The organism is uncultured Rhodococcus sp. (assembly GCF_963525155.1).
GTDB classification, from domain to species: Bacteria; Actinomycetota; Actinomycetes; order Mycobacteriales; family Mycobacteriaceae; genus Rhodococcus_F; species Rhodococcus_F qingshengii.
The window spans coordinates 25,767-50,998 of sequence record NZ_CAURKP010000022.1 but is presented as its reverse complement, the minus strand read 5'-3'; the positions used below and the strand labels follow the sequence as shown (position 1 = coordinate 50,998).

Below are 25,232 nucleotides of genomic sequence, written 5' to 3'. Positions count from 1 at the left end.
CGTCGACGCACCGTCGTGCGTCTCACCGATCTTGTGGTTAATACCGGTGTAGAACAGGATGCGCTCGGTGGTGGTGGTCTTGCCGGCATCGATGTGCGCCATGATGCCGATGTTGCGGACCTTGTTCAGGTCAGTCAGCACTTCCTGTGCCACAGGTTTCTTCCCCGCTCGTTGCTTGGTTTTCGGGTGTCGGCCTTATCGGTGTGTTCCACCGTCAGGGCCATGGTCTTTCAATTATGTCTCTGCCGAGGCGAACCTGGCCACCTGCGTCCGGAATCCGTCGCGATGATCAGGCCGCCAACGGCGACAAGCGTCGGAGCCCCACCCGATGGCAGTTGCTCCGACGCTTTACATCACCAGCGGTAGTGGGCGAATGCCTTGTTGGCTTCGGCCATCTTGTGAGTGTCTTCGCGACGCTTCACAGCTGCACCGAGGCCATTGCTGGCATCGAGGAGCTCGTTGGCGAGACGCTCGACCATGGTCTTCTCACGACGTGCACGCGAGAAGGTGACCAGCCAGCGCAGTGCCAGCGTGGTGGAACGACCGGGGCGAACCTCGACCGGCACCTGGTAGGTAGCGCCACCGACGCGGCGGCTACGAACCTCGAGTGCAGGCTTGACGTTGTCCAGGGCGCGCTTGAGGGTGACGACCGGATCGGTGCCGGTCTTCTCGCGTGCCTGCTCGAGAGCCTGGTACACGATTCGCTCTGCGGTGGACTTCTTGCCGTCCAGCAGGATCTTGTTGACGAGCTGCGTCACCAACGGGGAACCGTAAACCGGGTCGTTGATGAGCGGGCGCTTCGGAGCGGGGCCCTTACGTGGCATTAGCTCTTCTCCTTCTTGGCGCCGTAGCGGCTGCGTGCCTGCTTGCGACCCTTGACACCCTGGGTGTCGAGGGAGCCGCGGATGATCTTGTAACGGACACCCGGGAGGTCCTTCACACGACCGCCACGGACGAGCACCATGGAGTGCTCCTGAAGGTTGTGACCTTCACCGGGGATGTACGCGGTGACCTCGACCGAAGTCGTGAGGCGAACACGTGCGACCTTACGGAGCGCGGAGTTCGGCTTCTTGGGGGTGGTGGTGTACACGCGAGTGCACACGCCACGACGCTGCGGGCTGCCCTTGAGGGCTGCCGTCTTGACCTTGGCGGTCTTGTCGCGGCGACCCTTGCGGACCAGCTGGTTGATGGTTGGCATTTACCGGCTTTCTTGTGACGAACAGACTGCTCGAGCGAACTCGGGCCGTTCGAAAACGTGGCTGTTCTGAAATTAGGGATCTAGCAGTTGGAGCAAGAGAGCTGCTGCTCCTCACCCACCTCAGAGTCTGTACTCAGCACTTTCATGCCGCGCACCGCCCCCGAGGTCGGGCGTGTCGCATACCCCCACACAGGCAGCCGGATGCTCGTTCATCAGCAGTTTCTGCTCGAACGCGCGCACGGCAATACCTAGCTAGGCACACAGATCGGCCCGGGCATGCCGGACACGACCCATAACGATACCTGTCGGCGCGCCACGAGGTCAAAGCGAGGCCACGGTGATAGTGACCTCACGCTCTGACCAGACACTCTGGCTGCACACTCAGACCACGCCGCCGGACCGGTCGCGATCAGATGCTGCGGTTCAACGTCAACGCGCCGAGCTTTGCCGCAGCCTCGCACGGATCCGCGCCGCCTTGCGGCTCGGTGACCCACCAACCGAACACTCCCCCGGCCGGTGCGCTCGCGCTCACCCCGCAGCTCTGCGGATCGGCCGGCTGGCGAACCTGGTACCCGCCACTGCCGTTGATGTCGATTTTCGCCACCACGTATCCCAGGTGCTCGAATGCAGCGCGCTCGTGATCGAGGGTGCCCGTCTCGAACCAGTTGAAGGTGATCTTGATCGGACCCGCGGCTCCGATGCCGTCCCAACGGCAGATAGCGCCGAAGAACCCACGCCCGACGGCGTCGGCACCCACTGCGCCGGCGATCTGCTCGTCGGTGACGGCTTCGCATTCTTGGAGGACGTTCGCGAATTCCTGGCTGTCACTACCGCCGTAGCTGCCCTCCGCACGGGGAGTCCCGGTGACCACCGAGCCGCAGCCTGTCAGCAGAACCAGCGACCCCGCCAAGGCGAGTCCGATCCTTATGCGCGTCACGGCGCCCTCGAACTTCACTGTGCCCTCGAAACTGTTTTTTCCATCAGATCCCGCGCCACCGTGCATGGATCCGCGGTCGGTGGCAACAGACCGTAGGTGATCGACCAGTGCACGAAGTCTCCGCCGAACGCGATACCCAACTCGCACAACGAACCTGCCGTGGACGCGATGAAGCCCTGGTGCCCACCGATCGTGATGTCGTCGGCAGGACGTCCGAGCAGGTCGGACCCGGCCCGTTCGCGGCCGATCGGGCTACCGCGGTACCAGGAGAAACTGACGCTCGGACCGTTCGAACCGGCGACTTCCCACTGGCAACCGACGCCGTTGCGCGTCGTCGTCGCAAAAGCGCCGAGATTGAAGGCGTTGACAACTTCCTCGTCGGTCACCGAGCCGCATTCGGCGAACATCGGGCCCGGATCCGTAGGTGCGAGTGCCTGCGAACCCGCACCGTCGCCCGGCTGATCGACGGACCCGTCGCCGGAGCTGCAGCCGACCACGGCCGAGAGCACGGCAGCCGAGACCAATACGGAAGTCCCGATCGAAGTGAGAGTGCGTGCGGCCATGGAGCCGACTGTACTTCTCGGTGGCCCCCGACACACGCCACGTGCGCGTCGCGCGCATCGGTGGCGGCCCCGCCGCTACCGATTCAGGGAGTTGCCACCGGTACCCGAACAAGCGTGGAATCCAATTGCGCCGCCCACTGTTTGACCACCTCGGTGCGTCGGCGCGAGTCGTCTGTCAAGACATCAGCCAGCCCCAGCCCGCGGGCCAGGTCCAGGGTCGCCTGTACCAAGCGGTGCGTCACCGGGTCGGAGTCGTCGACACCCAGACTTTCGACTGCCATGCGGTGCGCGATGCGCCCGAATCGTTCCTCGAGGGGCAGTACGCGGGCACGCAGGGCGGGGTCGGAGGCAGCGGCCGTCCACACCTGCAGTGCTGCTTTGAACAGAGTCCCGGTGTAGTACTCCACCAACCGCGAAATGATCGCCTCGGTTCGTCCGGCACCCACCGGAAGGTCGGTCGATTCCTTTCGTGCCTGATCCATCCGGGCGTCGAACATCACCTCGAGCGCCGCGGTGATGAGGTCCTCGCGGGTCGGGAAGTGATGCTGCATGGCGCCTCTGGACACCCCGGCACGCTGCGCGACGACGCTCATCGTCGTTGCGCTCCACCCGAGTTCGGCGAGACACTCCACAGTCACTTCGAGCAGGTGGGAGCGCGTGACTCGACTTCGGTCCTGCTTGGGCTCTCGAGTCATCGCGCCGCCATCCCTTCTACTTCTGTGTTCCAGCGCTTCTGTGTCCCAGCTGCGCAGTTTCTACTGCGCCCAGGCCGCTGGACGCTTCTGCAAGAAAGACATCATGCCCTCACGAGCCTCGTCAGAGGAAAACAGCCGAGCCGACTGCGCGATCATCTCCTCGCCGTCCCGGTCGAATCCGGCCAGGACCGAACGCGTCGTGATCCACTTGGATTCCGCAAGCCCCTGCGGTGAACATTGACGCAAGGTGCCGAGCAGTTCGGTGATCGACTCCCCCGTGTCCTGCGACGCGGCGGTGACGAGTCCGATGGCTTCGGCCTCGTGCTGGCCGAACTTCTCTCCGGTGAGCAGGTAACGGCTCGCAGATCGCTGGTCGAGCCTCGGCAGGACCGTGAGCGAGATGATGGACGCCGCCAAACCCAACCGTGATTCCGTCACCGCGAAGGTGCTCGCCGGTCCGGCCACGACGATGTCGCACGCCCCGACAAGACCCATGCCTCCGGCCCGGACGTGACCGTCGATCCGTCCGATCACCGGCTTGGGGAGTTCGAGAATGCTGCGTAAGAGTGTCAGCATCCCCCGTCCTCGTTCTTTGACGGCGTCCTCCGGAGATGCGGACGAACCGGAGGCCTCACTGAGATCGGCTCCCGCACAGAATGTTCCACCGGTGTGGGTGAGTACCACCGCTCGAACTGCCGGATCGGCGGCAGCCGACGTCAACCCAGCCTGCAACTCCGTGACCAACCGCGTCGAAATCGCGTTGCGGTTGTGGGGTGAGTCGAGAGTGATCGTGGCAGCACCGCCCGATACTTCGTACCGTACGTATGGCTTGTCCTGATCCGTCATGAGTCGCCTCTTCCTAGTAGGACCGTGGCAGACCGAGGGAATGCTGTGAGACGAAGTTGAGGATCATCTCGCGGCTCACCGGCGCGACGCGGGCGATGCGTGCCGCACCGAGCATGGCGGCCAGTCCGTATTCCTTCGTCAGTCCTGCGCCGCCATGCGTCTGGATCGCCTGATCGAGCGCCTTGATGCTGGCTTCGGCGGCGGCGTACTTTGCCATGTTCGCGGCTTCGGCAGCACCGAAATCGTCACCGCTGTCGTAGAGCACCGCGGCCTTCTGCATCATCAGCTTGGCGAGCTCGAGTTCGATCTTCACCTGCGCGAGTGGATGCGAAATACCTTGGTGCGCACCGATCGGCGTCTTCCACACCGTGCGCTCGTTGGCGAACTTCACTGCGGCGTTCAGGGCGTAACGGCCCATGCCGATGGCCATCGACGCGCCCAGGATGCGCTCGGGGTTGAGGCCGGCGAACAACTGCATCAGGGCGGCATCGGCTTCGCCGACCAGAGCGTCGGCCGGCAGACGGACGTCGTCGAGGAAGAGGATGAACTGGTGGTCGGGTTCGATGATGTCCATCTCCATCTGCGTCTTCACGAATCCGGGAGAATCCGTGGGGACGATGAACAGAGCGGGCTTGAGCTTGCCCGTCTTGGAGTCCTCGGTGCGCGCAACGACGAGGACCGCGTCAGCCTGATCGACACCCGAGATGTAGATCTTGTTGCCGCTCAGGATCCAGTCGTCACCATCCCTGCGTGCCGTCGTGGTGATCTGATGAGAGTTGGAACCAGCGTCGGCCTCGGTGATTCCGAACGCCATGATCTTGGAGCCGTCGGCGAGGCTGGGTAGCCACTGCTGCTTCTGCTCCGCCGTGCCGTACTTGCCGATGATGGTGCCGCAGATGGCCGGGGATACGACAACCAGGAGCAGACCGGCACCCTGCGCCGCCAATTCCTCCTGCACCAGCGCGAGTTCGTAGATGCCTGCACCGCCGCCGCCGTATTCCTCCGGCAGGTTGACGCCCAGGAATCCGAGTTTGCCCGCCTCGTTCCACAATTCGGTGAGCGGCTCCCCCTTTCGCGCCTTGGGCAGCACGTAGTCGACGTAGTTGAAGCGCTCACCCAGTTTGGAAACGGATGCCCGCAGTTCCTTCTGCTCTTCGGTTTCGATGAAACTCATCATGCTTCCTCTTCTGTAGCGGGTTCTTCCACACGTGCGAGTACCGATCCGACCTCGACCTGCTGGCCGACGGCGACCGGAAGTTCCACCAGGACACCGGCAGTCGGCGCGGTGACGGTGTGTTCCATCTTCATGGCCTCCAGCCACAGAATCGGCTGGCCGGCGGTGACGGTGTCACCGAGTGCGGCACCGAGGCGGATGACCGATCCCGGCATCGGAGCGAGCAACGAACCGGCGGCGACTTCTGCCGACGGATCCACGAAGCGCGGTGCTGCCGTCAACGCGACGGGTCCGAGCGAGGAGTCGACAAAAATCTCACTCCCGTAGGCCGCAACGTCGAACGAGCGCTGTACTCCGCTCTGCTCGAGCACTACCCGGGTCGCAGTTGCCGATACCAGGCGCACGTCGTCGAAGCCTTCTGCACTCAGCACGCCGCTTCGGCTCAGGGAGTAGCGGACGTCGTAGTCGCCCGACGCAGTGGAATAGCTCTTGCTCTGCGGCTGCGACGGGAGGTTGCGCCACCCGCTGGGCAAGCGGCCGATGACGCGGGCCGACGCCCGGTTGTGCGCGGCATCGGCAAGTGCCGCCGCCAACGCCGAGAGTCTTTCGGCGTCGGTATCGGCCAAGGGCGTAGACAGCTTCTCGAGGTCGTGAGTCTCGAAGAAGGCAGTGTCGGTGTCTCCGGCAATGAAGGCGGGGTGGGCCAGGACGTTGACGAGCAGGTCGCGGTTGGTGCGCAGCCCATGAATCCTGGTGCGCGCCAGCGTCGATGCGAGCAGCCGGGCAGCTGCGGTCCGCGTCGGCGCGTACGAGATGACCTTGGCCAACATCGGGTCGTAGTGGACGCCGACAACACTGCCGTCGACGACGCCGGAGTCGAGGCGAACGCCCTGCTCACGCAGAACACTGAATTCTTGCGGGTCACCGGGCAACTCGATGTGGTGGACGGTTCCGCTCTGCGGCTGCCAGTTCTTGGCGGGGTCCTCGGCGTACAGGCGCACTTCGATCGAATGCCCACGGATCTCCGGCTGATCGTCCGGAAGTGCTTCACCTGAAGCGACCTGCAATTGCAGTTCCACCAGATCGAGTCCAGTGGTGCACTCGGTGACCGGATGCTCCACCTGCAAACGCGTGTTCATTTCGAGGAAGTAGAAGTCGCCCTTCTCGTCGGCGAGGAACTCGACGGTTCCTGCGCCCTCGTAACCGATGGCGTTGGCTGCGAGCCGCGAGGCGTCGAACAGCTTGTCGCGCATGGCGGGGATGCGTTGCACGAGCGGCGACGGGGCCTCTTCGACCACCTTCTGATGCCGACGCTGGATCGAGCACTCGCGCTCCCCCACCGCCCACACCGCACCGTGGCGGTCGGCCATGACCTGGACCTCGATGTGCCGACCGGTCTCGAGGTAACGCTCACAGAAGACTGTCGGGTCGCCGAAAGCGGACTGCGCCTCACGCCGCGCCGCTTCCAGTTCGCCGTCCAGCGCCGACAATTCACGAACGACACGCATTCCGCGTCCGCCGCCGCCCGCCGACGCCTTGATCAGCACCGGCAGATGAGCCTCGGTCACCGCGGCGGGATCGAGTTCGGAGAGCACCGGCACTCCGGCGGCGTCCATGATCTTCTTGGACTCGACCTTCGACCCCATGAGCTCGATGGATTCGACGGGCGGGCCGATCCACGTCAGTCCCGCGTCGATGACGCTGCGCGCGAACTCCGCGTTCTCGGAGAGGAATCCGTATCCGGGGTGAATCGCGTCGGCGCCCGAAGCCTTGGCGGCGGCGATGACGAGCTCACCCCGCAAGTAGGTCTCGGCAGGCGTGTTACCCGGCAGGCGAACCGAAGCATCGGCTTCGGCGACGTGCGGGCTGTCGGCATCTGCGTCGGAAAATACCGCGACCGTGCCGATTCCGTTCTTGCGGCAGGTTGCAAAGACACGGCGGGCGATTTCGCCACGATTGGCGACCAGTACTGAAGTGATTGTCACGGCGTGCCTCACATACGGAAGACGCCGAAGTTCTCGGTGCCTTCGATCGGGGCGGTGGCGATGGCCGACAGGCACATTCCCACCACGGTGCGGGTGTCTCGGGGATCGATGACGCCGTCGTCGTACAGACGACCCGACAGGAACATCGGAAGTGACTCGGCCTCGATCTGGTTCTCGATCATCGCGCGCATGCCGGCGTCGGCCTGCTCGTCGAATACCTGGCCGCGCGCCTCGGCAGCAGCGCGTCCCACGATGGAGATGACGCCGGCGAGCTGCGCACCGCCCATGACGGCGGACTTGGAACTGGGCCACGCAAAGAGGAACCGCGGATCGAACGCGCGTCCGCACATACCGTAGTGACCGGCGCCGTACGACGCTCCGAGCAGGATCGAGATGTGCGGAACCTTGGAGTTGGCAACCGCATTGATCATCATCGATCCGTGCTTGATCATGCCGCCCTCCTCGTATTCCTTACCCACCATGTAGCCGGTGGTGTTGTGCAGGAACAGCAACGGCGTGTTGGAACGATTGGCGAGCTGGATGAACTGCGTGGCCTTCTGTGATTCCTCACTGAAGAGCACTCCACGTGCGTTCGCCAGGATGCCGATCGGGTAGCCGTTCAGCTCTGCCCACCCGGTCACGAGGGAGGAGCCGTAGAGCGGCTTGAACTCGTCGAAGTCGGAACCGTCGACGATACGGGCGATGACCTCACGCGGATCGAACGGGATCTTCAGGTCGGCCGGAACGATGCCGAGCAACTCTTCCGGATCCTCGAGCGGTTCGATGATCTCCGCGCGCGGCGCCGGCCCCTTCTTGGTCCAGTTGAGCCGCTTGACGATCGAGCGCCCGATGCGGATCGCGTCCTGCTCGTCGGCGGCGAAGTAGTCGGCCAACCCGGACTTGCGAGCGTGCATTTCGGCGCCGCCGAGTGCCTCGTCGTCGGATTCCTCACCGGTGGCCATCTTGACCAGCGGCGGGCCTGCGAGGAACACCTTGGAGCGTTCCTTGATCATCACGACGTGGTCGGACATGCCCGGGATGTACGCACCGCCGGCCGTCGAGTTACCTAAGACCAGTGCAATGGTGGGGATTCCGGCTGCGGACAGCTGAGTGAGGTCACGGAACATACGCCCGCCCGGGATGAACACCTCTTTCTGCGTCGGCAAGTCTGCGCCGCCGGACTCTACGAGGGAGATCACAGGGAGGCGGTTCTGCATGGCGATATCGTTGGCCCGGAAACCCTTACGCAGCGTCCACGGATTGCTGGTGCCGCCGCGCACGGTGGGATCGTTGGCGACGATCAGGCATTCGACACCTTCGACGACGCCGATACCGACCACGGTGCTGGCTCCGACCGGGAAGTCACTCCCCCACGCAGCGAGGGGACACAGTTCGAGGAACGGTGAATCCTGATCGAGCAGGAGTTCGATCCGCTCGCGTGCCAGGAGCTTTCCCCGCTTGTGGTGCCGCTCGGTGTACTTCTCGCCGCCACCCGCCAACGCCTTGGCGTGCTCGACCTCGATCTCGGCGAGCTTGGTGTTCATGGTCGATGTTGCGGTCTTGTACACCTCGGAATTGGTGTCCAGTGTTGACCGGATGACACTCATGACTGATACCCCAATCGCTTGGCCGCGAGGCCGGTGAGGATTTCGGTGGTTCCGCCACCGATTCCCAGAATTCGCATGTCCCGGTACTGCCTCTCCACTTCGCTTTCCTGCATGTATCCGAGGCCGCCGAACAGCTGAACAGCTTGGTTCGCAACCCATTCGCCCGTCTCGACTGCCGTGTTCTTCGCAAAGCACACCTCGGCGATCAGATCGCCGTCACCGGCCATGTACCGCTCGATCACCGAGTGCGTGTACACCTTGGCGACGTCGATCTTGCGGGCCATCTCGGTGACGGTGTTCTGGACGGCCTGCCGACTGATCAGGGGGCGACCGAAAGTCTCACGGGCGCGGCACCATTCGAGCGTCAGCTCCAGGCAACGTTCTGCACTGGCATACGCCTGCGCGGCGAGCGCTACCCGCTCGGAGACAAATGCCTGGGCGATCTGCGCGAAGCCGCTGTTCTCTGCGCCGACCAGATTCTCCACCGGAACCCGGGCGTCGACAAAGGAGAGTTCCGCGGTATCGGATGCGCGCCAGCCCATCTTCTCGAGTTTGCGCGAGACGGTGAATCCCGGTGTGCCCTTCTCGATCACGAGCAGTGAGACACCACCCGCGCCGGGACCGCCGGTGCGCACCGCTGTGACGACGAAGTCCGCTCGAACGCCGGAGGTGATGAACGTCTTGGCGCCGTTCACGACGTAATGGTCGCCGTCGCGCTTGGCCGTAGTTGTCAGGTGCCCGACGTCGCTGCCTCCGCCGGGCTCGGTGATGGCGAGCGAGCCGATCTTGTCGCCGCGCAGGGTCGGCTTGACCCACTTCTCGATCTGCGCCTCGTCGCCGGCCGCAATCAGGTGCGGCACCGCGATGCCGCAGGTGAAGAGCGATGCGAACAGCCCGCCCGATGCACCTGCCTGATGCATCTCCTCACAGATCACGATGGAGTCGACGGCGTCGCCGCCCTCACCGCCGGCCGATTCGGGTGCGCTGGCCCCGAGGAGCCCGAGAGCGCCTGCCTTGCGGTGCAATTCGCGCGGAATCTCGCCGTCGCGCTCCCACTGCGTCAGATGCGGCAGAATCTCCTGGTTCACGAATCCGCGTACGGTCTCGCGAAGCGCAAGCCTTTCCGGTGTGGTCCACACGGTCACCGTGAATCCTCTTTCTCGTCAGTTACGGGGAGTAGCGAAATCGGGATGTCGATGTGGCGCGAACGCAGCCATTCACCAATTCCCTTGGCCTGCGGATCGAACCGCGCCTGCGAGGCGACACCCTGACCGAGAATTCCCTCGATCACGAAGTTGACGGCACGAAGGTGCGGAAGCTGGTAGCGAGTGACGTTCAGGTCTGCTGCTTCCGGTAGCAGTTCCTTGAGCATCTCGACGGTCAGTGTGTGCGCCAACCACTTCCACTGATCGTCCGTGCGAACCCAGACGCCGACGTTGGCATTTCCGCCCTTGTCGCCGCTACGGGCACCGGCGATCGTGCCGAGTGATACCGAAAGCGACGTCTGTGGCGGCAACGGCTCCGGACGCTCCGGTTCGCCGACGGGTTCGAGGTCCTGCGTCAACGTGGACGGAGCGATGTCCACGCGCGTGCCGTCCGGCAGTACGGCCACGTGCGGCACCGATCCCGCGTCGACGTAGCCGGGGGTGAACACTCCGTACGGTTGGCCGTTGCTCGGCGGAGCCGTCAGCGAGAAGCCGGGGTAGCTGGCAAGTGCCATTTCCACCGCAACCGCGGAGAAGGGGCGACCGATCACCTTGGGGTCGGAATCGCGAACCACGCAGCGCAGCAACGCACTCGCGGTTTCCTCGGTGTCGGAATCCGGATGATCCGTGCGAGCGAGAGTCCAGACCAGTTCGGCGGGCTTCTTCGTCAGCCAGGATTCGAGCTGAGTCTTCGCCAGATCGGCCTTGGCCTCGATGTCGAGACCCGTGAGGATGAAGGTGGCCTCGTTACGGAACCCGGCCAGCGTGTTCAGCGAGACCTTGTACTGCGGCGGCGGAGCCTCGCCCGTGACGCCGCTGATCAACACCCGATCCGGGCCTTCCTGGGTGAGCACTGCGTTGTCGATGCGGGTCGTCACGTCCGGGCCTGCATAGCGTCCACCGGTGATCTCGTACAACAGCTGCGCCGTCACCGTGCCGACGCTCACCTCGCCGTCCGTTCCGGCATGTTTGGTGATGACCGAGGATCCGTCCGCGTTGATCTCGGCGATCGGGAATCCAGGCCTACCCAAGTTGGGAATCTCTGTGAAGAACGCGTAGTTGCCGCCGGTGGCCTGGGTTCCGCACTCGATGACGTGGCCCGCCGCGACAGCACCGGCAAGCTGATCGAAATCATCTCGCTTCCAACCGAAATGGTGAGCAGCCGGACCGACGATCACCGAAGCGTCGGTGACCCGTCCGGTGACCACGACATCGGCGTCGGCCGACAATGCTTCGACGATGCCCCAGGCGCCGAGGTACGCGTTGGCCGTCAGTGGGGAGCCGAGTCCGAGTTCGTCTGCCCGAGAGATCAAATCGTCACCCTCGACGTGGGCGATCTTTGCGTTCAACCCCAGCTTGGTGTTGACCTCGCGCAACGCGTCGGCCAGTCCGGCGGGATTGAGACCGCCTGCATTCGCGACGATCTTCACCCCCTTGTCGAGCGCAAGGCCGAGCGTGTCCTCCACCTGCCGCAGGAACGTCTTCGCGTAGCCGAGCGACGGGTCCTTCATCCGATCCCGCCCGAGGATCAACATCGTCAGTTCGGCCAGGTAGTCGCCGGTCAGGTAGTCGAGTTCGCCGCCCTCGAGCATCTCGCGCATCGCCGAGACGCGGTCGCCGTAGAACCCGGAGCAGTTACCGATCCGTACCGAACTCATTTGCCCACCTTCGATGCTCGTCCCTCACCGCTGGATCCGACGGCGGCTCGTCCCTCACCGCTGGGTCCGGCAAAGGCCTGCGCGAACCCGAGCCACTCGTCCGCGTCGGCACCCACGGCGACCAGATCGAGATCGGCGCGATTGGCACGCTGGGTGACCAGCAAGCAGAAGTCCAACGCCGGCCCGGTGACCTTCTGCGGCGCATCTTCCGGCCCCCAGGTCCAGAGCGACCCGTCCGGCGCGGTCAACTCAACCCGGAAATCGTCGGCGGGCGGCGTCTTCTCGTTGACCGAGTACGCGAAGTTTCGCGTCCGCACACCCAGGTGAGCGATGTTCTTGATGCGCGCCGTCGGAGCGCGTTCGACGCTGAGTGCGTCGGCAACGTCCTGCCCGTGCGCCCACGTCTCCATCAGTCGCGCGGTAGCCATGGAGACACCGCCCATGGGCGGGCCGTACCAGGGGAACTTGGTTCCGGCCGGGGCGGCGGTGAGCGCCTCGACGAGAGCGGTGCGCCCCGCTCGCCAATCGGCGAGCAACTCCGCCGGCTGGCGGGCCGCCTGTTCGGCGGCACCGTCGTCGACAAACCCTGCCGGGTTCACGAACGCCGCCTTCAACTGCTCCGCGAACCCGTCCGGGTCGGTGATCGCCAGGATCGCTGCACTGTCCGTCCAGTGCAGGTGCCCGATCTGATGTGCGATGGTCCACCCTTCCGCAGGCGTCATTGTCGCCCACTTCTCCTCGGGCAGATCCGCAACCAGGGCGTCGAGGCTCTCGCCTTCGGCCCGCAAGTCATCGATGAACGTCTGAAGTTCGGCCATGCGACCAGCATCACACCCACATCCATAAAAATCAAGCACGAATGATTGTTATTGCGAAATCCTGTGGTGAGAGACTGAGTTCAACTGCCATCGACAACCAGGAGCACCCATGAGCGACGCCGTACTGATCTCGCGAACCGGCGATGTGGTCACGTGGACCCTCAATCGCCCGGACACCCGCAACGCGATCTCCGAGATCGACATGATCGAGGCCCTCGAAGACGCAGTCACCGCGGTTAACCGAGATCAGAGTGTGCGCACGGTCATTCTGACGGGGGCCGGATCGGCCTTCTCCTCCGGCGGCAACGTCAAGCACATGCGAGACAAGGAGGGCATGTTCGGTGGCGCACCCGGCGAGATCCGCCAGGGCTACCGGCACGGCATCCAACGCATCCCGCTCGCGCTGTACACGTGTGAGGTGCCGACCATCGCGGCGGTCAACGGCCCGGCCATCGGAGCGGGCTGCGACCTCTCACTCATGTGCGACCTCCGTATCGCCTCGACCGCCGCGGTCTTCGCCGAGAGTTTCGTCAAGGTAGGACTCATCCCCGGCGACGGCGGAGCGTGGCTGCTCCCCCGCGCGATCGGCAACGCCCGCGCGGCCGAGATGGCGTTCACCGGTGAACCGATCGATGCTGCGAGAGCACTCGACTGGGGTCTGGTCTCGCAGGTGACCGAACCCGAGGAATTGCTTTCCGCAGCGCACGCTTTGGCAGCTCGAGTAGCCGCCAATCCCCCGCAGGTACTCCGCATGACCAAAAAGCTCCTCCGCGAGGGCCAGCACCAGAGCCTCGAGAGCCTGCTCGAACTCTCGGCCGCCATGCAGTCGATCGCCCACCACACCCGAGATCACCACGAAGCCGTCGCCGCGATGCTCGAGCGTCGAAGTCCCGAGTTCACCGGAGAATGAAGGCGGGCAGTCAGCTACTGCCGGTCGGAGCAGTCCTCACCTCGATACTGTCGCTCCAGTTCGGAGCGGCATTCGCGACGACATTGTTCTCGCAGATCGGACCGGCCGGCGCCACGACCCTGCGACTGACGATCGCCGCGATCATCCTCGGCGTCATCGTCCGCCCGCGATGGAGCAGATGGTCGAACCGGCAGCGCAAAGGCATCTTCGCGCTGGGCATCGCCCTCGCCGTGATGAACGGCGCCTTCTACCTCGCCCTCGACACGGTGCCCATCGGAACGGCCGTCACCATCGAGTTCCTCGGACCGCTCACCCTGGCCGCAATTCTGTCTCGTCGGTGGGCCGACGGAGCATGGGTGCTGCTCGCCTTCGGCGGAGTGTTGCTGCTCGGGTTAAGCGATCACGGCGAATCCGGTTTGGACCCGATCGGGGTGATGTTCGCGTTGATCGCCGCTACTGCGTGGGCCGGATACATCGTGGCCGGTTCCCACCTGGCCGCGACGCTCCCGAGCGCCGACGGGTTGGCAGGCGCAAGCATCGTCGCGGCCGTATTGACGCTGCCCTTCGGCGTCGTCTCGGGAGGAAGTGAACTGCTGGATCCGACGATGCTCGCCGCAGGCGCAGCCGTCGCCGTCCTCTCGTCCGTCATCCCGTACAGCTTGGAAATGTGGGCGCTGCGCTCTCTAGCCAAGAAAGTCTTTGCCGTCCTCATCGCCCTCGAACCCGCAGCGGCCGCACTGGCCGGAGTCCTCGTGATCGGGCAAACGCTCGACGCGTTCACACTCGTGGCCATCGCACTGGTGGTGACCGCGGGCGTCGGCACAGTCGTCATGAATCGAAAACCCACAGCGAAGTAGTCCAGGTACCGTCAGAGCACGTCATTCCAACGCACAGGAGAACCATGACCAACCCGATCATCGCCACCGTTCTCGGTAACACCCCGCAGATCGACGAAAGTGCGTTCATCGCACCCAACGCCACCGTTGTCGGTGCGGTGACCATCGCTGCGGGAGCCAGCATCTGGTACGGCGCGGTTATCCGCGGCGACGCAGAATCGATCTCCATCGGCGCTGACACCAACATTCAGGACAACTGCACCGTGCACGCCGACCCGACGTTCCCCGCAGTGCTGGGCGAACGAATCTCGGTCGGCCACAACGCAGTGCTGCACGGGTGCACCGTCGAAGACGACGTTCTCGTCGGCATGGGTGCCGTGGTGCTCAACGGCGCACACATCGGCTCGGGGTCACTGATTGCAGCCGGCGCCGTCGTGTCTCAGGGGATGCAAATCCCGCCTGGATCACTGGTCGCCGGCGTGCCCGCCAAAGTCAAACGTGAACTCTCCGAAGGCGAAAAGGCCGGTATCACCGCCAACGGCGCCGGCTACATCATGCTCGCGAAGGCTCACCAGGACATCGAACAAGCCTGATCGAAACGACGCTCGCGGCCGGTAGCAGCAAGAGCAACGACTAGCCTCGGGGCCGCAACGTACTGTTCGGCAACTCGGGTGCCGGGAGCGCCGGACCGTCGTATCCCGGCACGACGCCGAAACGCCGGTCCGGGACGCTGCCGTCGAATCCGGAGGCAAGCTCGGCCTGCCACTTGCGTCGATACTCGACGATCTCTTCGTGTGTACGGCCCATGAAGTTCCACCACATGATGACCTGCTCGCCCAACGGTTTCCCGCCGAGAAGTAGCAGTCGAGCCGGTTCGGATCCCGGATTGCGCAAAGTCAGTTTTCCGAAACCCGGTGCTTGATAACCCAACTCGGCCCAGCCGACAGTGGTACCACGCAGAACAACCGATCCTTGATCGACGATCACGCCGTGCTCATGTGAACGATCGACATCGAGGGCGATCTCGGCCCCAGGATCGAGAATCACCTCGGCACCGAGTAATTCGGTGAAGGTAGACACCGGAGACGTTTCACCGGCGAGCGAACCGAGGAACACACTGAGCGTGACACCATCGGTGGTCACCGGCTCCGGTCGATAGTGAACGAACGCGGGTGCGGTATCGCGCGCCGCATCCGGCAGCGCCACCCACAACTGCATCCCGTGCAGAACCTTCGTATTCGGCGTCGACACCTCGGAGTGCGCGATCCCACTCCCGGCCGTCATCAGATTCAGTTCACCCGGCCGCACCATCGCATGGGAACCGATGCTGTCACGGTGCTCGATCTCTCCGGTGAACAGCCAACTCACCGTCTGCAAACCGGTATGCGGATGCGGCGGCACATGCATGCCCGGTCCTGAGCCGACGTCATCCGGACCGTAATGATCTGCAAAACACCATCCCCCGATCAGCGAACGCTCGCGTTGTGGGAGGGTGCGTCGCACTCGCATGGCCCGCGGGCCACCGAGCGGTACGTCGCGCGGGGTGAGGATCTGAATCTCGCTCTCCGCCGGATGGCCTTCGCATTCCTGCTCGACGGGCTGCGCTTCGAGGTTGCTCATATCGTCCATCCTGCCTCCAGTCATGACTGCGCGAGACGCAGACGCGTGCACAATTCGGCCAACAGTCGAAGTTCATCCGCGTCCAGGGCCGGTCCGACGTGGCGGCGAATGCTCGCCGCATGACGGCGACCCACTGATTTCTGCAGCGCTGCACCCGTTTCGGTGAGTTGCACGATCGTCCCGCGGCGATCCTGTGGATCAACACTTCTCGTTACCAGACCTTCGCCCTCCAACCGTTCCACCAGGCGACTGAGCGAAGGCTGGCTCAGCAATATCTCCCGATTCAGGTCATGCAGGCGAAGGGAACTACTCGGCGCAAGACTCAGTGTGAACAGCACGTCGTACTCGCGCATCGACACCTGATCCCAGACGTCGTCGGCAGAGAGCCGCCGCAGCACCGACACCTGGGCGCGAAACAAGGCTTCCCAGGCGTCGGTGGCGAGTTCGGTGGTGCTGACCGGAACCTCAGGCAGTTGCTCGTCAGGCAGTGACACTGCTTGCCTCACGAGCCGCCTTCATCGACGCGTGAGTGGGAGGGTTGTCCGGCACGTGTGCGGGCCGTCTGGCCGCGAACTCACGGCGCAGAACCGGAACAACTTCCTCACCGAGCAGATCGAGCTGCTCGAGCACCGTCTTGAGCGGAAGACCCGCGTGATCCATCAAGAACAACTGGCGCTGATAGTCACCGAAGAAATCGGCAAACGCCAACGTCTTCTCGATGACCTGCTCGGGGGAACCGACGGTCAGCGGCGTCTGCTCGGTGAACTCTTCGAGTGAGGGCCCGTGGCCGTACACCGGAGCATTGTCGAAATACGGACGGAATTCCTTGACCGCGTCCTGACTGTTCTTGCGCATGAAGACCTGACCACCGAGACCGACGATCGCCTGATCCGCGGACCCGTGGCCGTAATGCTCGTAACGCCGGCGGTAAAGATTGATCAGCTCGATGTAGTGCTCTTTCGGCCAGAAGATGTTGTTCGCGAAGAATCCGTCGCCGTGATACGCCGCGATCTCCGCGATCTCGGGGCTGCGGATCGAGCCGTGCCACACGAACGGCGCGACGCCGTCCAGCGGGCGCGGTGTGGACGTGAATCCCTGGAGTGGAGTGCGGTACTCCCCTTGCCAGTTCACGACCTCCTCGTCCCAGAGCCGGCGAAGAAGTTGATAGTTCTCGAGCGCCAACGGGATACCGGCGCGAATGTCCTTGCCGAACCACGGGTACACAGGCGCGGTGTTTCCGCGACCCATCATCAGATCGACGCGCCCCTCGGCGAGGTGTTGAAGCATCGCGTAATCCTCGGCGATCTTCACCGGGTCATTGGTGGTGATCAGCGTCGTGGACGTGGAGAGCGTGATCTTCTCGGTCTGGGCCGCGATGTATCCGAGCATCGTGGTCGGAGATGACGGCACGAACGGCTTGTTGTGATGCTCGCCGGTCGCGAAGACGTCGAGACCGACTTCCTCGGCGTGCTTGGCGATGGTCGTCATGGCCTTGATGCGCTCGTGCTCTGTCGGGGTCGCCCCCGTCGTGGGATCAGTGGTGACGTCACCGACCGTGAAGATTCCGAACTGCATGGTTGCTCCTCCGCGAACTAGATCCATGCGTTTGCATGTAACTGATCAAACATTCAACCATCCAGCTGTATTCCATGGCAAAAAGGTGAGGGCGGCACACACGATGTGTGCCGCCCTCACCTGGACAAACGATCTACTGAAAAGCGGTCAGTGCATAACGATCGGCGTTGCCGTCTCGCCCTCGGCCACCGGCCTGGTGGTCTTGCTACGCGGCAGGAAGAACGCCGGGATGAGGGTCAGGACGATCAGCACAGTGGCAACGAGGAAGGTGTTGCCGAAAGCGTCCGACGCCGCACTGAGAATCGAATTCGCAGCAGACTCCTGCGGACTTCCCGGCTCGGTCGGAATGTGCGACGCCGCACCGACCATCGTCGTATCGAGGCCACGATCGAGAAGCTGGTTGGTCAAGACCACCGACATCACGGCCGTACCGATCGAACCTGCGGTCTGCTGAACGATGTTCATCAGGGTGGAGCCGCGAGCGATCTGCTCGTTGGAGAGCGTCACGATAGCTGCGGTCATCAGCGGCATCATGGTGCAACCCATACCGAGGCCCATGACGAACAAGGCACCCATCAGCAGCCACGTCGGGGAATCAGAGGCAACCTGTGTGAACACACCCAAGCCGATCAGAATCAGCGGCAAACCGGTCAGGACGATCTTGCCCGGGCCGATCTTGTCGACCAGTCGACCAGCGATGGGCATGGTGACCATAGCGCCGAGACCCTGCGGAGCCATCAACAATCCGGCAGCGAGCGTGGTGTGACCGCCGACCTGGATGAAGTAGCTCGGGAACAGCAACCCGGCGCCCATGAACGCGACGATGAACAGCGACGTCGTGATGACGGCGGTGGTCAACTGACGGTTCTTGAACAGGTGCAGGTCGATCAGCGGGTGATCCTTGTTGAGCGCGTGGAACACGAAGGCGATGATCAGCGCCAGACCGATACCGGCCGACACCAGAACCCGAGCCGACGCAACCGTTCCCACCTCGGGGATGGACGACACACCGAACAAGAACAGCGCGAGGCCGGGTGACAGCAGGATCATGCCGAGGAAGTCGAAGGACTCCGAAGGCTTCGCCTTGTCGGACGGCAGAATGATGAATGCTGCTGCCAGAGCGATGATGCCGATCGGCAGGTTGATCAGGAAGATCCAGTGCCAGCTCGCGGCCTCGATCAGCCAACCACCGAGGATCGGGCCGCCGATGGGGCCGAGCAGCATCGGGATACCGAGAACTGCCATGACGCGACCGACGCGGTCCGGACCGGCGGCCCGGGTCATGATCGTCATACCGAGCGGCATCAACATGCCGCCGCCGAGGCCCTGGAGCACACGGAAGCCGATGAGCGAGGTGATGTCCCACGCCATCGCACAGGCGACCGAACCGAGCACGAACAGCACCAGGGCCGTCATGTAGAGGCGCTTGGTGCCGAAACGGTCGGCAGCCCAACCGGTAACCGGAATGACCGTCGCCAAAGCGAGGGTGTAGGCCGTCATCGTCCACGCGACGGTGGCGTACGAAGTTTCGAAGTCCTCGGCAAAGGTGGTGAGCGCGACGCTCACCACGGTTACGTCGAGAATCGACATGATGGCGCCGAGCACCACCACGGAAGCGATCTTGAGGACCGCCCCGTCAAGTTTGTCGGACGCCGGTGCCGGCGCGTTCGGCGATGTCATCGCGAAGTCTCCTGGTTAAGTGCTCGCAGATAGTCACCCGCGAGAATGGGCTTGAGAGCCTCGAACAAACGAATCCGCTCTGGCTCAGGAACACGCGACGCGAATTCGCGAAGCTGGCCGCGCTTGCACTCGATGTGGTTGGTCGTCACCTTACGACCGGCCTCCGACAAGGAAACCCGCTTGACGCGTCGGTCCCGCTCGTCTTCACGGCGATCGACCAGACCCATGTTCACGAGCTGATCGATGTTCCGCCCCGTAGCTGCCACCGAGAGCCGAAGCTCGTCGGCAACCTCGTTGATCGGGATCGCCGCATCACGTTGTGCAAGTACGAACAGCACACGCACCTGAGAGAACGAGAGATCCAGTTCGATCAACGCATCGATCGACTCCGAATCACCGGCGCTCATCAGGCGAGTGAACAACTCGTCGAGTGCTCCATACAGGTCATCAGAATCGGAAGCGATCACCTGGCAAATGGTAGTGCGGTTGCAACTATTGCCCAAATGAAAACATGTTGCAACTTATTATTTGGTGACCACCATCACGTTGCGAAGAATCATTCCTGCAGCAAGATGGCCTTTCCGAGAACTTTGCCGCTTTCGAGATCAGCCAGGGCAACTGCTGCGTCGGCAAGCGGATACCGTGCCTTGACCAGCGGACGCAAGCCGTTTCGGACGTGTTCTACCAGCGATGCGTGTACCTCGGCTACCGCCTCGGGATTGGTACGCGTGAACTCACCCCATGCCGCGCCGACAATGCTGATATTGCGAAACAGCACCCGGTTCACCTTTACCTCGGGAATACCGCCGCCGGCGAATCCGATCACCACGAGTCGTCCTTCGGGTGCCAGAACCCGGACCGCGTCGTCGAACGCATCGCCGCCCACCGGATCCACCACGATCTGAGCGCCGACGCCGTCGGTCAGTTCCCGAATCCGCTCTCCCCATCCCGGAGCCAGCGCGACCACCTCGTCGGCACCGAGCTCACGCAAGAAGTCATCGACGCCCTCGCGTCGTACCACGGCGATCACCCGGGCACCGTGCGCCTTGGCCAGCTGGATGGTTGCCGTTCCGACTCCGCCTGCAGCGCCCAGCACGACGACTGTCTCCCCCGCGACGAGCTTCGCGCGACGAGCGAGCGCGAACTCCATCGTCTGATAGTTGATGATCAGCGAGGCCGCCTCGTCGAAGGCGAGTCCGTCCGGAATTCGGAGTACCTGCGCCGGGTTGACGGCAATCCGCTCTGCATACCCACCCAGATACGCGGCCGCGAGAACACGATCGCCCGGAGCGAAACCCGACCCTTCCGGCGCGGAGACCACGACGCCCGAGATCTCCGCGCCGGGAATGAACGGCGGTTCCGGGCGGATCTGATACTTGCCGTAGGTGATGAGCAGGTCCGGAAAGCAGACGCCACTTGCCTTCACATCGATGAGAACAAGACCTTCGGCTGCGGGCTCGGGAACCTCCTGCGCGACAATTCCTTCGGGACCGGACAGTTCCGTAACCACCATGGCGCGCACAGAAAGCTCCTCTTCGGGACATCTGAAGTCTGGACCGGTAACCCGGTTTTCTCGACTTTAACCCGGTACTCACGTCAGATCATCGTTCGCTCCCGATGTGCAGACGTTCGAGTCCGTCGAGAATCAGATCGAGACCGAAAGCGAATTCGGCGGCGTAGCTGTATCCCGGAGCAAGGACGTGCTCGGTGGTCAACTCGGCCAGGTGCGGATACTGACCGCTCTCGAACGAGCCCATGATCGCCTTCGCCAGTTCCGTCGTTTCCTGCGCTGTTTCGAACGGCAAGCTCACTTCTTGCAGCACGAAGCCGTAGATGTACGCATCCATGATCGAAAAGGCATGCGCAGCAAGGGCGACGGGAAAGTCGGCGGCGCGTAGCGTTCCGATGACGGCATCGTGGTGGCGCAGGGTCGCGGGACCAGGCGTCGTTCGGGACTCCATCAACGGAGTTGCCCACGGGTGCCTCCCCAACACTTCCCTTGTCGATACCGCTCGCACGTGAAGTTCCGTGCGCCACGGGCGTCCCGGCGTCGGCAGATCGATCTCCGCGAAGACCGCATCGACCATTCCGTCGAGCAGATCCCCTTTGTCCGAAACATGGTTGTACAGAGACATCGCTTCGACGCCCAGTTCGGTGCCCAGCTTCCGCATGGTCATCGAATCGATTCCGACGGAATCGGCAAGCGCGACAGCAGCGTGTACGACGTCGTCTCGGGTCAATCTTGCGCGCTTCTCCACGTTGACAGAACTTACACCGTAAGTGCAATACTTACGCTGTAAGTATTCGACGAACGGAGACTCGCATGCCGAAGGAACTGATGACCGCCGTCGTACAGGATCGCTACGGCGAGGCCGACGTTCTCTACCTCGACCACATTCCGCGCCCCACTGTCGCCGACAACGAAGTGCTGATACGCGTCGAGGCCGCGTCCGTCGACCGCGGGGCATGGCATCTCATGGCCGGACTGCCATATCCGTTGCGCCTCGCGGGTTTCGGGCTGCGCAGACCTAGGAACCGGGTACGCGGACTGGACGTATCCGGCCGAGTCGAGGCCGTCGGCAGTTCGGTGACCCGCGTGGCAGTCGGCCAGGAGGTATACGGGATCGCGGTCGGTTCGTTCGCGGAGTACGCACGCGCACTCGAGACGAAGATTGCCGCAAAACCTGCCCGGTTGTCGTCCGCGCAAGCAGCAGCGGTGCCGGTCTCCGCCCTCACAGCGTTGCAAGCCGTGCGCGACCACGGCCGCGTGCAGGCGGGCCAATCCGTCCTCGTACTCGGCGCATCCGGTGGCGTCGGGATCTACGCGGTGCAGGTGGCAAAAGCCATGGGCGCTCACGTCACCGGCGTGTGCAGCACCTCGAAAACCGATACCGTCCGCTCCATCGGTGCCGACGAGGTTCTCGACTACCGCGTCGACGACGCCACCGACGGATCGCATCGGTACGACGTCATCATCGATACCGGCGGCAACCGCCGACTGCGAGATCTTCGACGGGCGCTCACACGCACCGGAACGCTGGTGATCGTCGGCGGCGAGAACGGCGGACGGTGGCTCGGCGGAACCGATCGCCAAATACGCGCACAGTGCTTGTCTCCGTTCATATCTCAGAAAATAGGCACCTTCATCGCTTCGGAGAACGCCGACGATCTGGAGGTCCTGACGCAGATGATCGACGCAGGTGACATCACCCCGGTGATCGACTCCGTTCATCCCCTTGCCGACACCGCCGTCGCCGTGGCACGAATGGTCGACGGCTCCGGCTGCGGAAAGCAGATAATCGCCACTCGCTGAAAAGCCTGACAGAATCGGCTCACTCCAGCGAACAGGAATCTCACGTGAACCCAGATCTCACGCTCGCGCAACAGCCGGACCGAGGACCGATCTTCGTCAAGTCCCGCCCGGTCCGCACCGGCGACATCGACGTCGCCAAGCAGGTCAGGCTCGACGCCGTCGCCCGCTACCTGCAGGACATCGGCAACGACAACATCGAGGCCGCGGGAGCCATCGACACCCATCCGCTCTGGATAGTGCGTCGTACGGTCGTCGACGTCGTACGCCCGGCGATCTGGCCGGAAGAGTTGACGATGACTCGCTGGTGCTCCGGCTTCTCCACGAGATGGGCGAACATGCGTGTGCGCTTCGACGGCAGCAACGGCGCGCTGATGGAAACCGAAGGCTTCTGGATCAACATCAGCGCCGAGTCGGGCATGCCCACGCGGATGAGTGACGACTTCATGCGGCCACTAGAGGAATCCACCGACGAGCATCGCCTGAAGTGGAAGCGTGTCCTCGCCGAGAACGCACCGGAGGCGGACGACGCCGGTGTTCTGGACACGCCGTTCGCTCTGCGCGCCACGGATATCGACCCGTTCGACCACGTCAACAACGCCGTCTACTGGCAGGCAGTCGAAGAGGTCCTCAGCGCTCGCACCGAACTACGGACAGTTCCGCATCGAGCACTGATCGAGTACCTCTCCCCCATCGTCTCCAGCGACGACGTCGTCCTGCGCAGCCGCGTCGACGACAAGACCGTCACGGTCTGGTTCCTGGTCGGCGAAGCGCTCCGCGCAGTTGCGCAGGTGAGCGCCCTCTAACGCAGTTTCTGGGTCGCGACAGCCGCGACACCGAACACCAACGCAAGAAGAATCGCGGCCCAGAAACCGAAGAGCCACCACACCACGCCGAACACGACCACTGCCGGGGCAACGGTGATGAAAGCGATGGTGGGGCTTTCGCGTACCACCTCGAGTGCAGTTCGGGCATTAGTTCGATCGAGCTTCTTACCGGCCATCGAAAACCTCCTTCAAGGTCCTGACCATCCAGAGTAACCGGACTGACGGGCACAAAGCGGATACCGTGAACGCATGGCCGACCACCGCACCCTCGTCCTCATGCGACACGGCAAGTCCAGTTACCCCGAGGGCATCCGTGATCACGAGCGTCCACTCGCCGAACGGGGCCTGCGCGAGGCCCGCATCGGCGGCGAATGGATCCGCGAGAACGTCCCGCCCGTCGACGCCGTTCTGTGCTCCACCTCCCGGCGGACCGTCGAAACCCTTGCCTCGACGGGTATCGAGGCGCCCGCCGGATTCGAGAAGTCCATCTACGGCGGCTCACCCGCCGACGTGATCGCAGCTGCGCGGACCACGTCGGACCACGTCAAAACACTCCTGATCGTCGGACACGAACCCGGGATCCCTTGGACTGCACTCGATCTGGCGTCGAACGAAAACTCGGAAGCGGCCCAACGTATCCGGGACAAGTTCCCGACTTCGGCGATCGCGGTCCTCTCGGTACCGGTGCCGTGGACCGAACTCGACGACTCCGTCGCGACGCTGCTCGAGTTTCACGTACCCCGCTAGATCACCTCACGCAGCAGTCGGTCCGAAAGTGCAAGCGCGTCAAGGTCGTACGTCGACGTGGACGCCAGCAATTCGTCGGCACCGGTTCGCTCGGCCAGATCGTGAAGCTGCTGCTTCACCTCGACGGGCGTCCCGTGCAGCGCCGACGCCGTGAACGACTCGATGCGCCTGACGTTTCGATCACTGCGCGGGGCGCGCCTGATCTCGTCCGGCGACGCGAGCGGCGGAAACTCCCCTGTCCGTGACGATTCTGCGAGCGCGTACGCCTCCGGGATCAGCAACTCACGGGCCGCCTCGGTGGTATCGGCAACCGCCACCTCGAGGGAAACCACCACATAGGGTTCGGGGTGCGTGTCGGTGGGCTGGAAAGCTCGGCGGTACTCATCCAACGCATCCACCCGATCGGTGCTACCGATTCCCAGTATCGGCCCACCCACGACCACCGGAAGCCCCAGCTGCGCTGCCACTTTCAGACCTGTGCGCGTCGCCAGCACGAAGATCGGCACCCCGGTCTGCGACGCCGGCCGTGCCGTCACTGCGGCGGAGCCGTCCAGGTAGCGCCTCACCTCGTCCAGGTCCGACACAAACGTGTCCGGAGCATCCTTGCTGCGTCGTAGCGCCTGACGAACAGGCTCCGTGAATCCCAGCGATCGGCCGAGACCGAGATCGATTCGCCCGGGATACAGCGCCTCCAACATCAGGAACTGCTCGGCGACGATCAGCGGTTGGTGATTCGGCAGCATGACCCCACCGCTCCCGAGCCTGATATCTCGCGTATGTGCGCCGATCGCGGCGAGCAGTACTGCCGGCGACCCGCTCCCGATCCCCGGCACCGCGTGATGCTCGGCGACCCAGAACCGGTGGTAGCCGAGAGAGTCGGCGTCGGTGGCACGTTCGAGCGAATGCGTCAGCGCTGCGGAGTCGGGGTATCCGCTCCTGGTTCGGGATCGGTCGAGAAGTGAGAGAAGCACTCTCGGAGCAACAAGCAGTTCGGAAAGTTTCATCCGGGTGCCGAACGAGGACCGTTTCTGACCGCAATAC

28 protein-coding genes are annotated in these 25,232 nt (G+C 63.7%); 6 read left to right on the top strand and 22 right to left on the bottom strand.

Translation table 11 applies throughout. The annotated features are described in order from the left end of the window. The 13 genes from RWT78_RS07825 to RWT78_RS07765 all read right to left on the bottom strand — a co-directional run. Positions 1–153: GTP-binding protein (locus RWT78_RS07825; RefSeq protein ID WP_314675098.1), on the bottom strand; the 153-nt coding region annotated here is incomplete at its 3' end. A 200-nt stretch (positions 154–353) separates the two neighbouring features. Continuing rightward, positions 354–824, bottom strand: coding sequence for a 30S ribosomal protein S7 (gene rpsG, locus RWT78_RS07820; protein ID WP_003941856.1), 471 nt, complete (start codon positions 822–824; stop codon positions 354–356). Beyond that, complete coding sequence (gene rpsL, locus RWT78_RS07815) at positions 824–1,198, bottom strand: 30S ribosomal protein S12 (RefSeq protein WP_003941908.1); 375 nt, start codon at positions 1,196–1,198, stop codon at positions 824–826. Before rpsL ends, rpsG begins: the two co-directional genes overlap by 1 nt. A gap of 409 nt (positions 1,199–1,607) precedes the next feature. Further along, a complete protein-coding gene (locus tag RWT78_RS07810) occupies positions 1,608–2,153 on the bottom strand; it encodes a DUF3558 domain-containing protein (protein WP_314675091.1) in 546 nt (181 codons plus the stop codon). Next, on the bottom strand, positions 2,150–2,698 hold the full coding sequence (locus RWT78_RS07805) for a DUF3558 domain-containing protein (protein ID WP_003941874.1): 549 nt from the start codon (positions 2,696–2,698) through the stop codon (positions 2,150–2,152). Before RWT78_RS07805 ends, RWT78_RS07810 begins: the two co-directional genes overlap by 4 nt. A gap of 83 nt (positions 2,699–2,781) precedes the next feature. After that, positions 2,782–3,393 carry a TetR/AcrR family transcriptional regulator gene (locus RWT78_RS07800; RefSeq protein WP_314675088.1) on the bottom strand — a complete coding sequence of 204 codons (612 nt, stop codon included), beginning with the start codon at positions 3,391–3,393 and terminating at the stop codon, positions 2,782–2,784. 60 nt (positions 3,394–3,453) lie between these two features. Next, positions 3,454–4,239, bottom strand: a complete 786-nt coding sequence (locus RWT78_RS07795) for an enoyl-CoA hydratase family protein (protein ID WP_314675087.1) — start codon at positions 4,237–4,239, stop codon at positions 3,454–3,456. Between the two features lie 13 nt (positions 4,240–4,252). Beyond that, positions 4,253–5,413, bottom strand: coding sequence for an acyl-CoA dehydrogenase family protein (locus RWT78_RS07790; protein ID WP_003942033.1), 1,161 nt, complete (start codon positions 5,411–5,413; stop codon positions 4,253–4,255). Next, positions 5,413–7,398 (bottom strand): biotin carboxylase N-terminal domain-containing protein, encoded by a 1,986-nt coding sequence (locus RWT78_RS07785; RefSeq protein WP_314675084.1) that lies wholly within the window; start codon positions 7,396–7,398, stop codon positions 5,413–5,415. The genes RWT78_RS07790 and RWT78_RS07785 overlap by 1 nt, the downstream gene beginning before the upstream one ends. A gap of 8 nt (positions 7,399–7,406) precedes the next feature. Further along, complete coding sequence (locus RWT78_RS07780) at positions 7,407–9,005, bottom strand: carboxyl transferase domain-containing protein (RefSeq protein ID WP_314675082.1); 1,599 nt, start codon at positions 9,003–9,005, stop codon at positions 7,407–7,409. Beyond that, entirely contained in the window at positions 9,002–10,150 is a 1,149-nt protein-coding gene (locus RWT78_RS07775; protein WP_007728404.1) for an acyl-CoA dehydrogenase family protein, read from the bottom strand. The genes RWT78_RS07780 and RWT78_RS07775 overlap by 4 nt, the downstream gene beginning before the upstream one ends. Continuing rightward, positions 10,147–11,868: an acyclic terpene utilization AtuA family protein gene (locus RWT78_RS07770; protein ID WP_314675079.1), complete on the bottom strand. Its 1,722-nt coding sequence runs from the start codon at positions 11,866–11,868 to the stop codon at positions 10,147–10,149. Before RWT78_RS07770 ends, RWT78_RS07775 begins: the two co-directional genes overlap by 4 nt. Next, the gene (locus tag RWT78_RS07765) at positions 11,865–12,686 is read right to left on the bottom strand and encodes a TIGR03084 family metal-binding protein (RefSeq protein WP_314675077.1); all 822 of its coding nucleotides are present in this window, start codon (positions 12,684–12,686) and stop codon (positions 11,865–11,867) included. Before RWT78_RS07765 ends, RWT78_RS07770 begins: the two co-directional genes overlap by 4 nt. Positions 12,687–12,795: 109 nt before the next feature. On the opposite strand from RWT78_RS07765, the gene RWT78_RS07760 reads away from it, so the two are divergent. Genes RWT78_RS07760 through RWT78_RS07750 form a run of 3 tightly spaced genes read left to right on the top strand, consistent with a single transcriptional unit; the run spans position 12,796 to position 15,025 of the window. Beyond that, entirely contained in the window at positions 12,796–13,596 is an 801-nt protein-coding gene (locus tag RWT78_RS07760) for a crotonase/enoyl-CoA hydratase family protein (RefSeq protein WP_003942035.1), read from the top strand. Further along, a complete protein-coding gene (locus tag RWT78_RS07755; RefSeq protein ID WP_058227497.1) occupies positions 13,593–14,453 on the top strand; it encodes a DMT family transporter in 861 nt (286 codons plus the stop codon). The genes RWT78_RS07760 and RWT78_RS07755 overlap by 4 nt, the downstream gene beginning before the upstream one ends. 44 nt (positions 14,454–14,497) lie before the next feature. Next, positions 14,498–15,025, top strand: coding sequence for a gamma carbonic anhydrase family protein (locus tag RWT78_RS07750; protein ID WP_003941993.1), 528 nt, complete (start codon positions 14,498–14,500; stop codon positions 15,023–15,025). A gap of 40 nt (positions 15,026–15,065) precedes the next feature. Here RWT78_RS07750 and RWT78_RS07745 read toward each other — a convergent pair whose 3' ends face one another. The 7 genes from RWT78_RS07745 to RWT78_RS07715 all read right to left on the bottom strand — a co-directional run bounded on the left by RWT78_RS07745 (position 15,066) and on the right by RWT78_RS07715 (position 21,565). Then, on the bottom strand, positions 15,066–16,052 hold the full coding sequence (locus RWT78_RS07745; protein WP_039972959.1) for a pirin family protein: 987 nt from the start codon (positions 16,050–16,052) through the stop codon (positions 15,066–15,068). Between the two features lie 20 nt (positions 16,053–16,072). Beyond that, positions 16,073–16,546 (bottom strand): MarR family winged helix-turn-helix transcriptional regulator, encoded by a 474-nt coding sequence (locus RWT78_RS07740; protein ID WP_082931433.1) that lies wholly within the window; start codon positions 16,544–16,546, stop codon positions 16,073–16,075. After that, positions 16,533–17,627 (bottom strand): LLM class flavin-dependent oxidoreductase, encoded by a 1,095-nt coding sequence (locus RWT78_RS07735; protein ID WP_007728412.1) that lies wholly within the window; start codon positions 17,625–17,627, stop codon positions 16,533–16,535. Before RWT78_RS07735 ends, RWT78_RS07740 begins: the two co-directional genes overlap by 14 nt. A 147-nt stretch (positions 17,628–17,774) precedes the next feature. Beyond that, on the bottom strand, positions 17,775–19,307 hold the full coding sequence (locus RWT78_RS07730) for a DHA2 family efflux MFS transporter permease subunit (RefSeq protein WP_003942006.1): 1,533 nt from the start codon (positions 19,305–19,307) through the stop codon (positions 17,775–17,777). After that, positions 19,304–19,774, bottom strand: a complete 471-nt coding sequence (locus RWT78_RS07725; RefSeq protein WP_003941890.1) for a MarR family winged helix-turn-helix transcriptional regulator — start codon at positions 19,772–19,774, stop codon at positions 19,304–19,306. The genes RWT78_RS07730 and RWT78_RS07725 overlap by 4 nt, the downstream gene beginning before the upstream one ends. An 89-nt stretch (positions 19,775–19,863) precedes the next feature. Next, complete coding sequence (locus tag RWT78_RS07720) at positions 19,864–20,829, bottom strand: NADPH:quinone oxidoreductase family protein (RefSeq protein WP_314675067.1); 966 nt, start codon at positions 20,827–20,829, stop codon at positions 19,864–19,866. A 79-nt stretch (positions 20,830–20,908) separates the two neighbouring features. After that, positions 20,909–21,565 carry a TetR/AcrR family transcriptional regulator gene (locus tag RWT78_RS07715; RefSeq protein ID WP_003941871.1) on the bottom strand — a complete coding sequence of 219 codons (657 nt, stop codon included), beginning with the start codon at positions 21,563–21,565 and terminating at the stop codon, positions 20,909–20,911. Positions 21,566–21,630: 65 nt separating this feature from the next. Here RWT78_RS07715 and RWT78_RS07710 point away from each other — a divergent pair, with 65 nt between their 5' ends. Next, on the top strand, positions 21,631–22,620 hold the full coding sequence (locus RWT78_RS07710; protein WP_314675063.1) for an NAD(P)-dependent alcohol dehydrogenase: 990 nt from the start codon (positions 21,631–21,633) through the stop codon (positions 22,618–22,620). Between the two features lie 44 nt (positions 22,621–22,664). Further along, entirely contained in the window at positions 22,665–23,423 is a 759-nt protein-coding gene (locus tag RWT78_RS07705) for an acyl-[acyl-carrier-protein] thioesterase (RefSeq protein ID WP_007728423.1), read from the top strand. Here the strand turns inward: RWT78_RS07705 and RWT78_RS07700 are convergent. Further along, a complete protein-coding gene (locus tag RWT78_RS07700; RefSeq protein WP_003941897.1) occupies positions 23,420–23,620 on the bottom strand; it encodes a hypothetical protein in 201 nt (66 codons plus the stop codon). The two genes, RWT78_RS07705 and RWT78_RS07700, sit on opposite strands and share 4 nt — an antisense overlap. Positions 23,621–23,693: 73 nt before the next feature. Between RWT78_RS07700 and RWT78_RS07695 the strand changes: the two genes are divergently transcribed. Beyond that, the gene (locus tag RWT78_RS07695; RefSeq protein WP_007728426.1) at positions 23,694–24,191 is read left to right on the top strand and encodes a histidine phosphatase family protein; all 498 of its coding nucleotides are present in this window, start codon (positions 23,694–23,696) and stop codon (positions 24,189–24,191) included. Here RWT78_RS07695 and RWT78_RS07690 read toward each other — a convergent pair. After that, complete coding sequence (locus RWT78_RS07690) at positions 24,188–25,195, bottom strand: LLM class flavin-dependent oxidoreductase (protein WP_314675060.1); 1,008 nt, start codon at positions 25,193–25,195, stop codon at positions 24,188–24,190. The two genes, RWT78_RS07695 and RWT78_RS07690, sit on opposite strands and share 4 nt — an antisense overlap. Between the last annotated feature and the right edge of the window lie 37 nt (positions 25,196–25,232).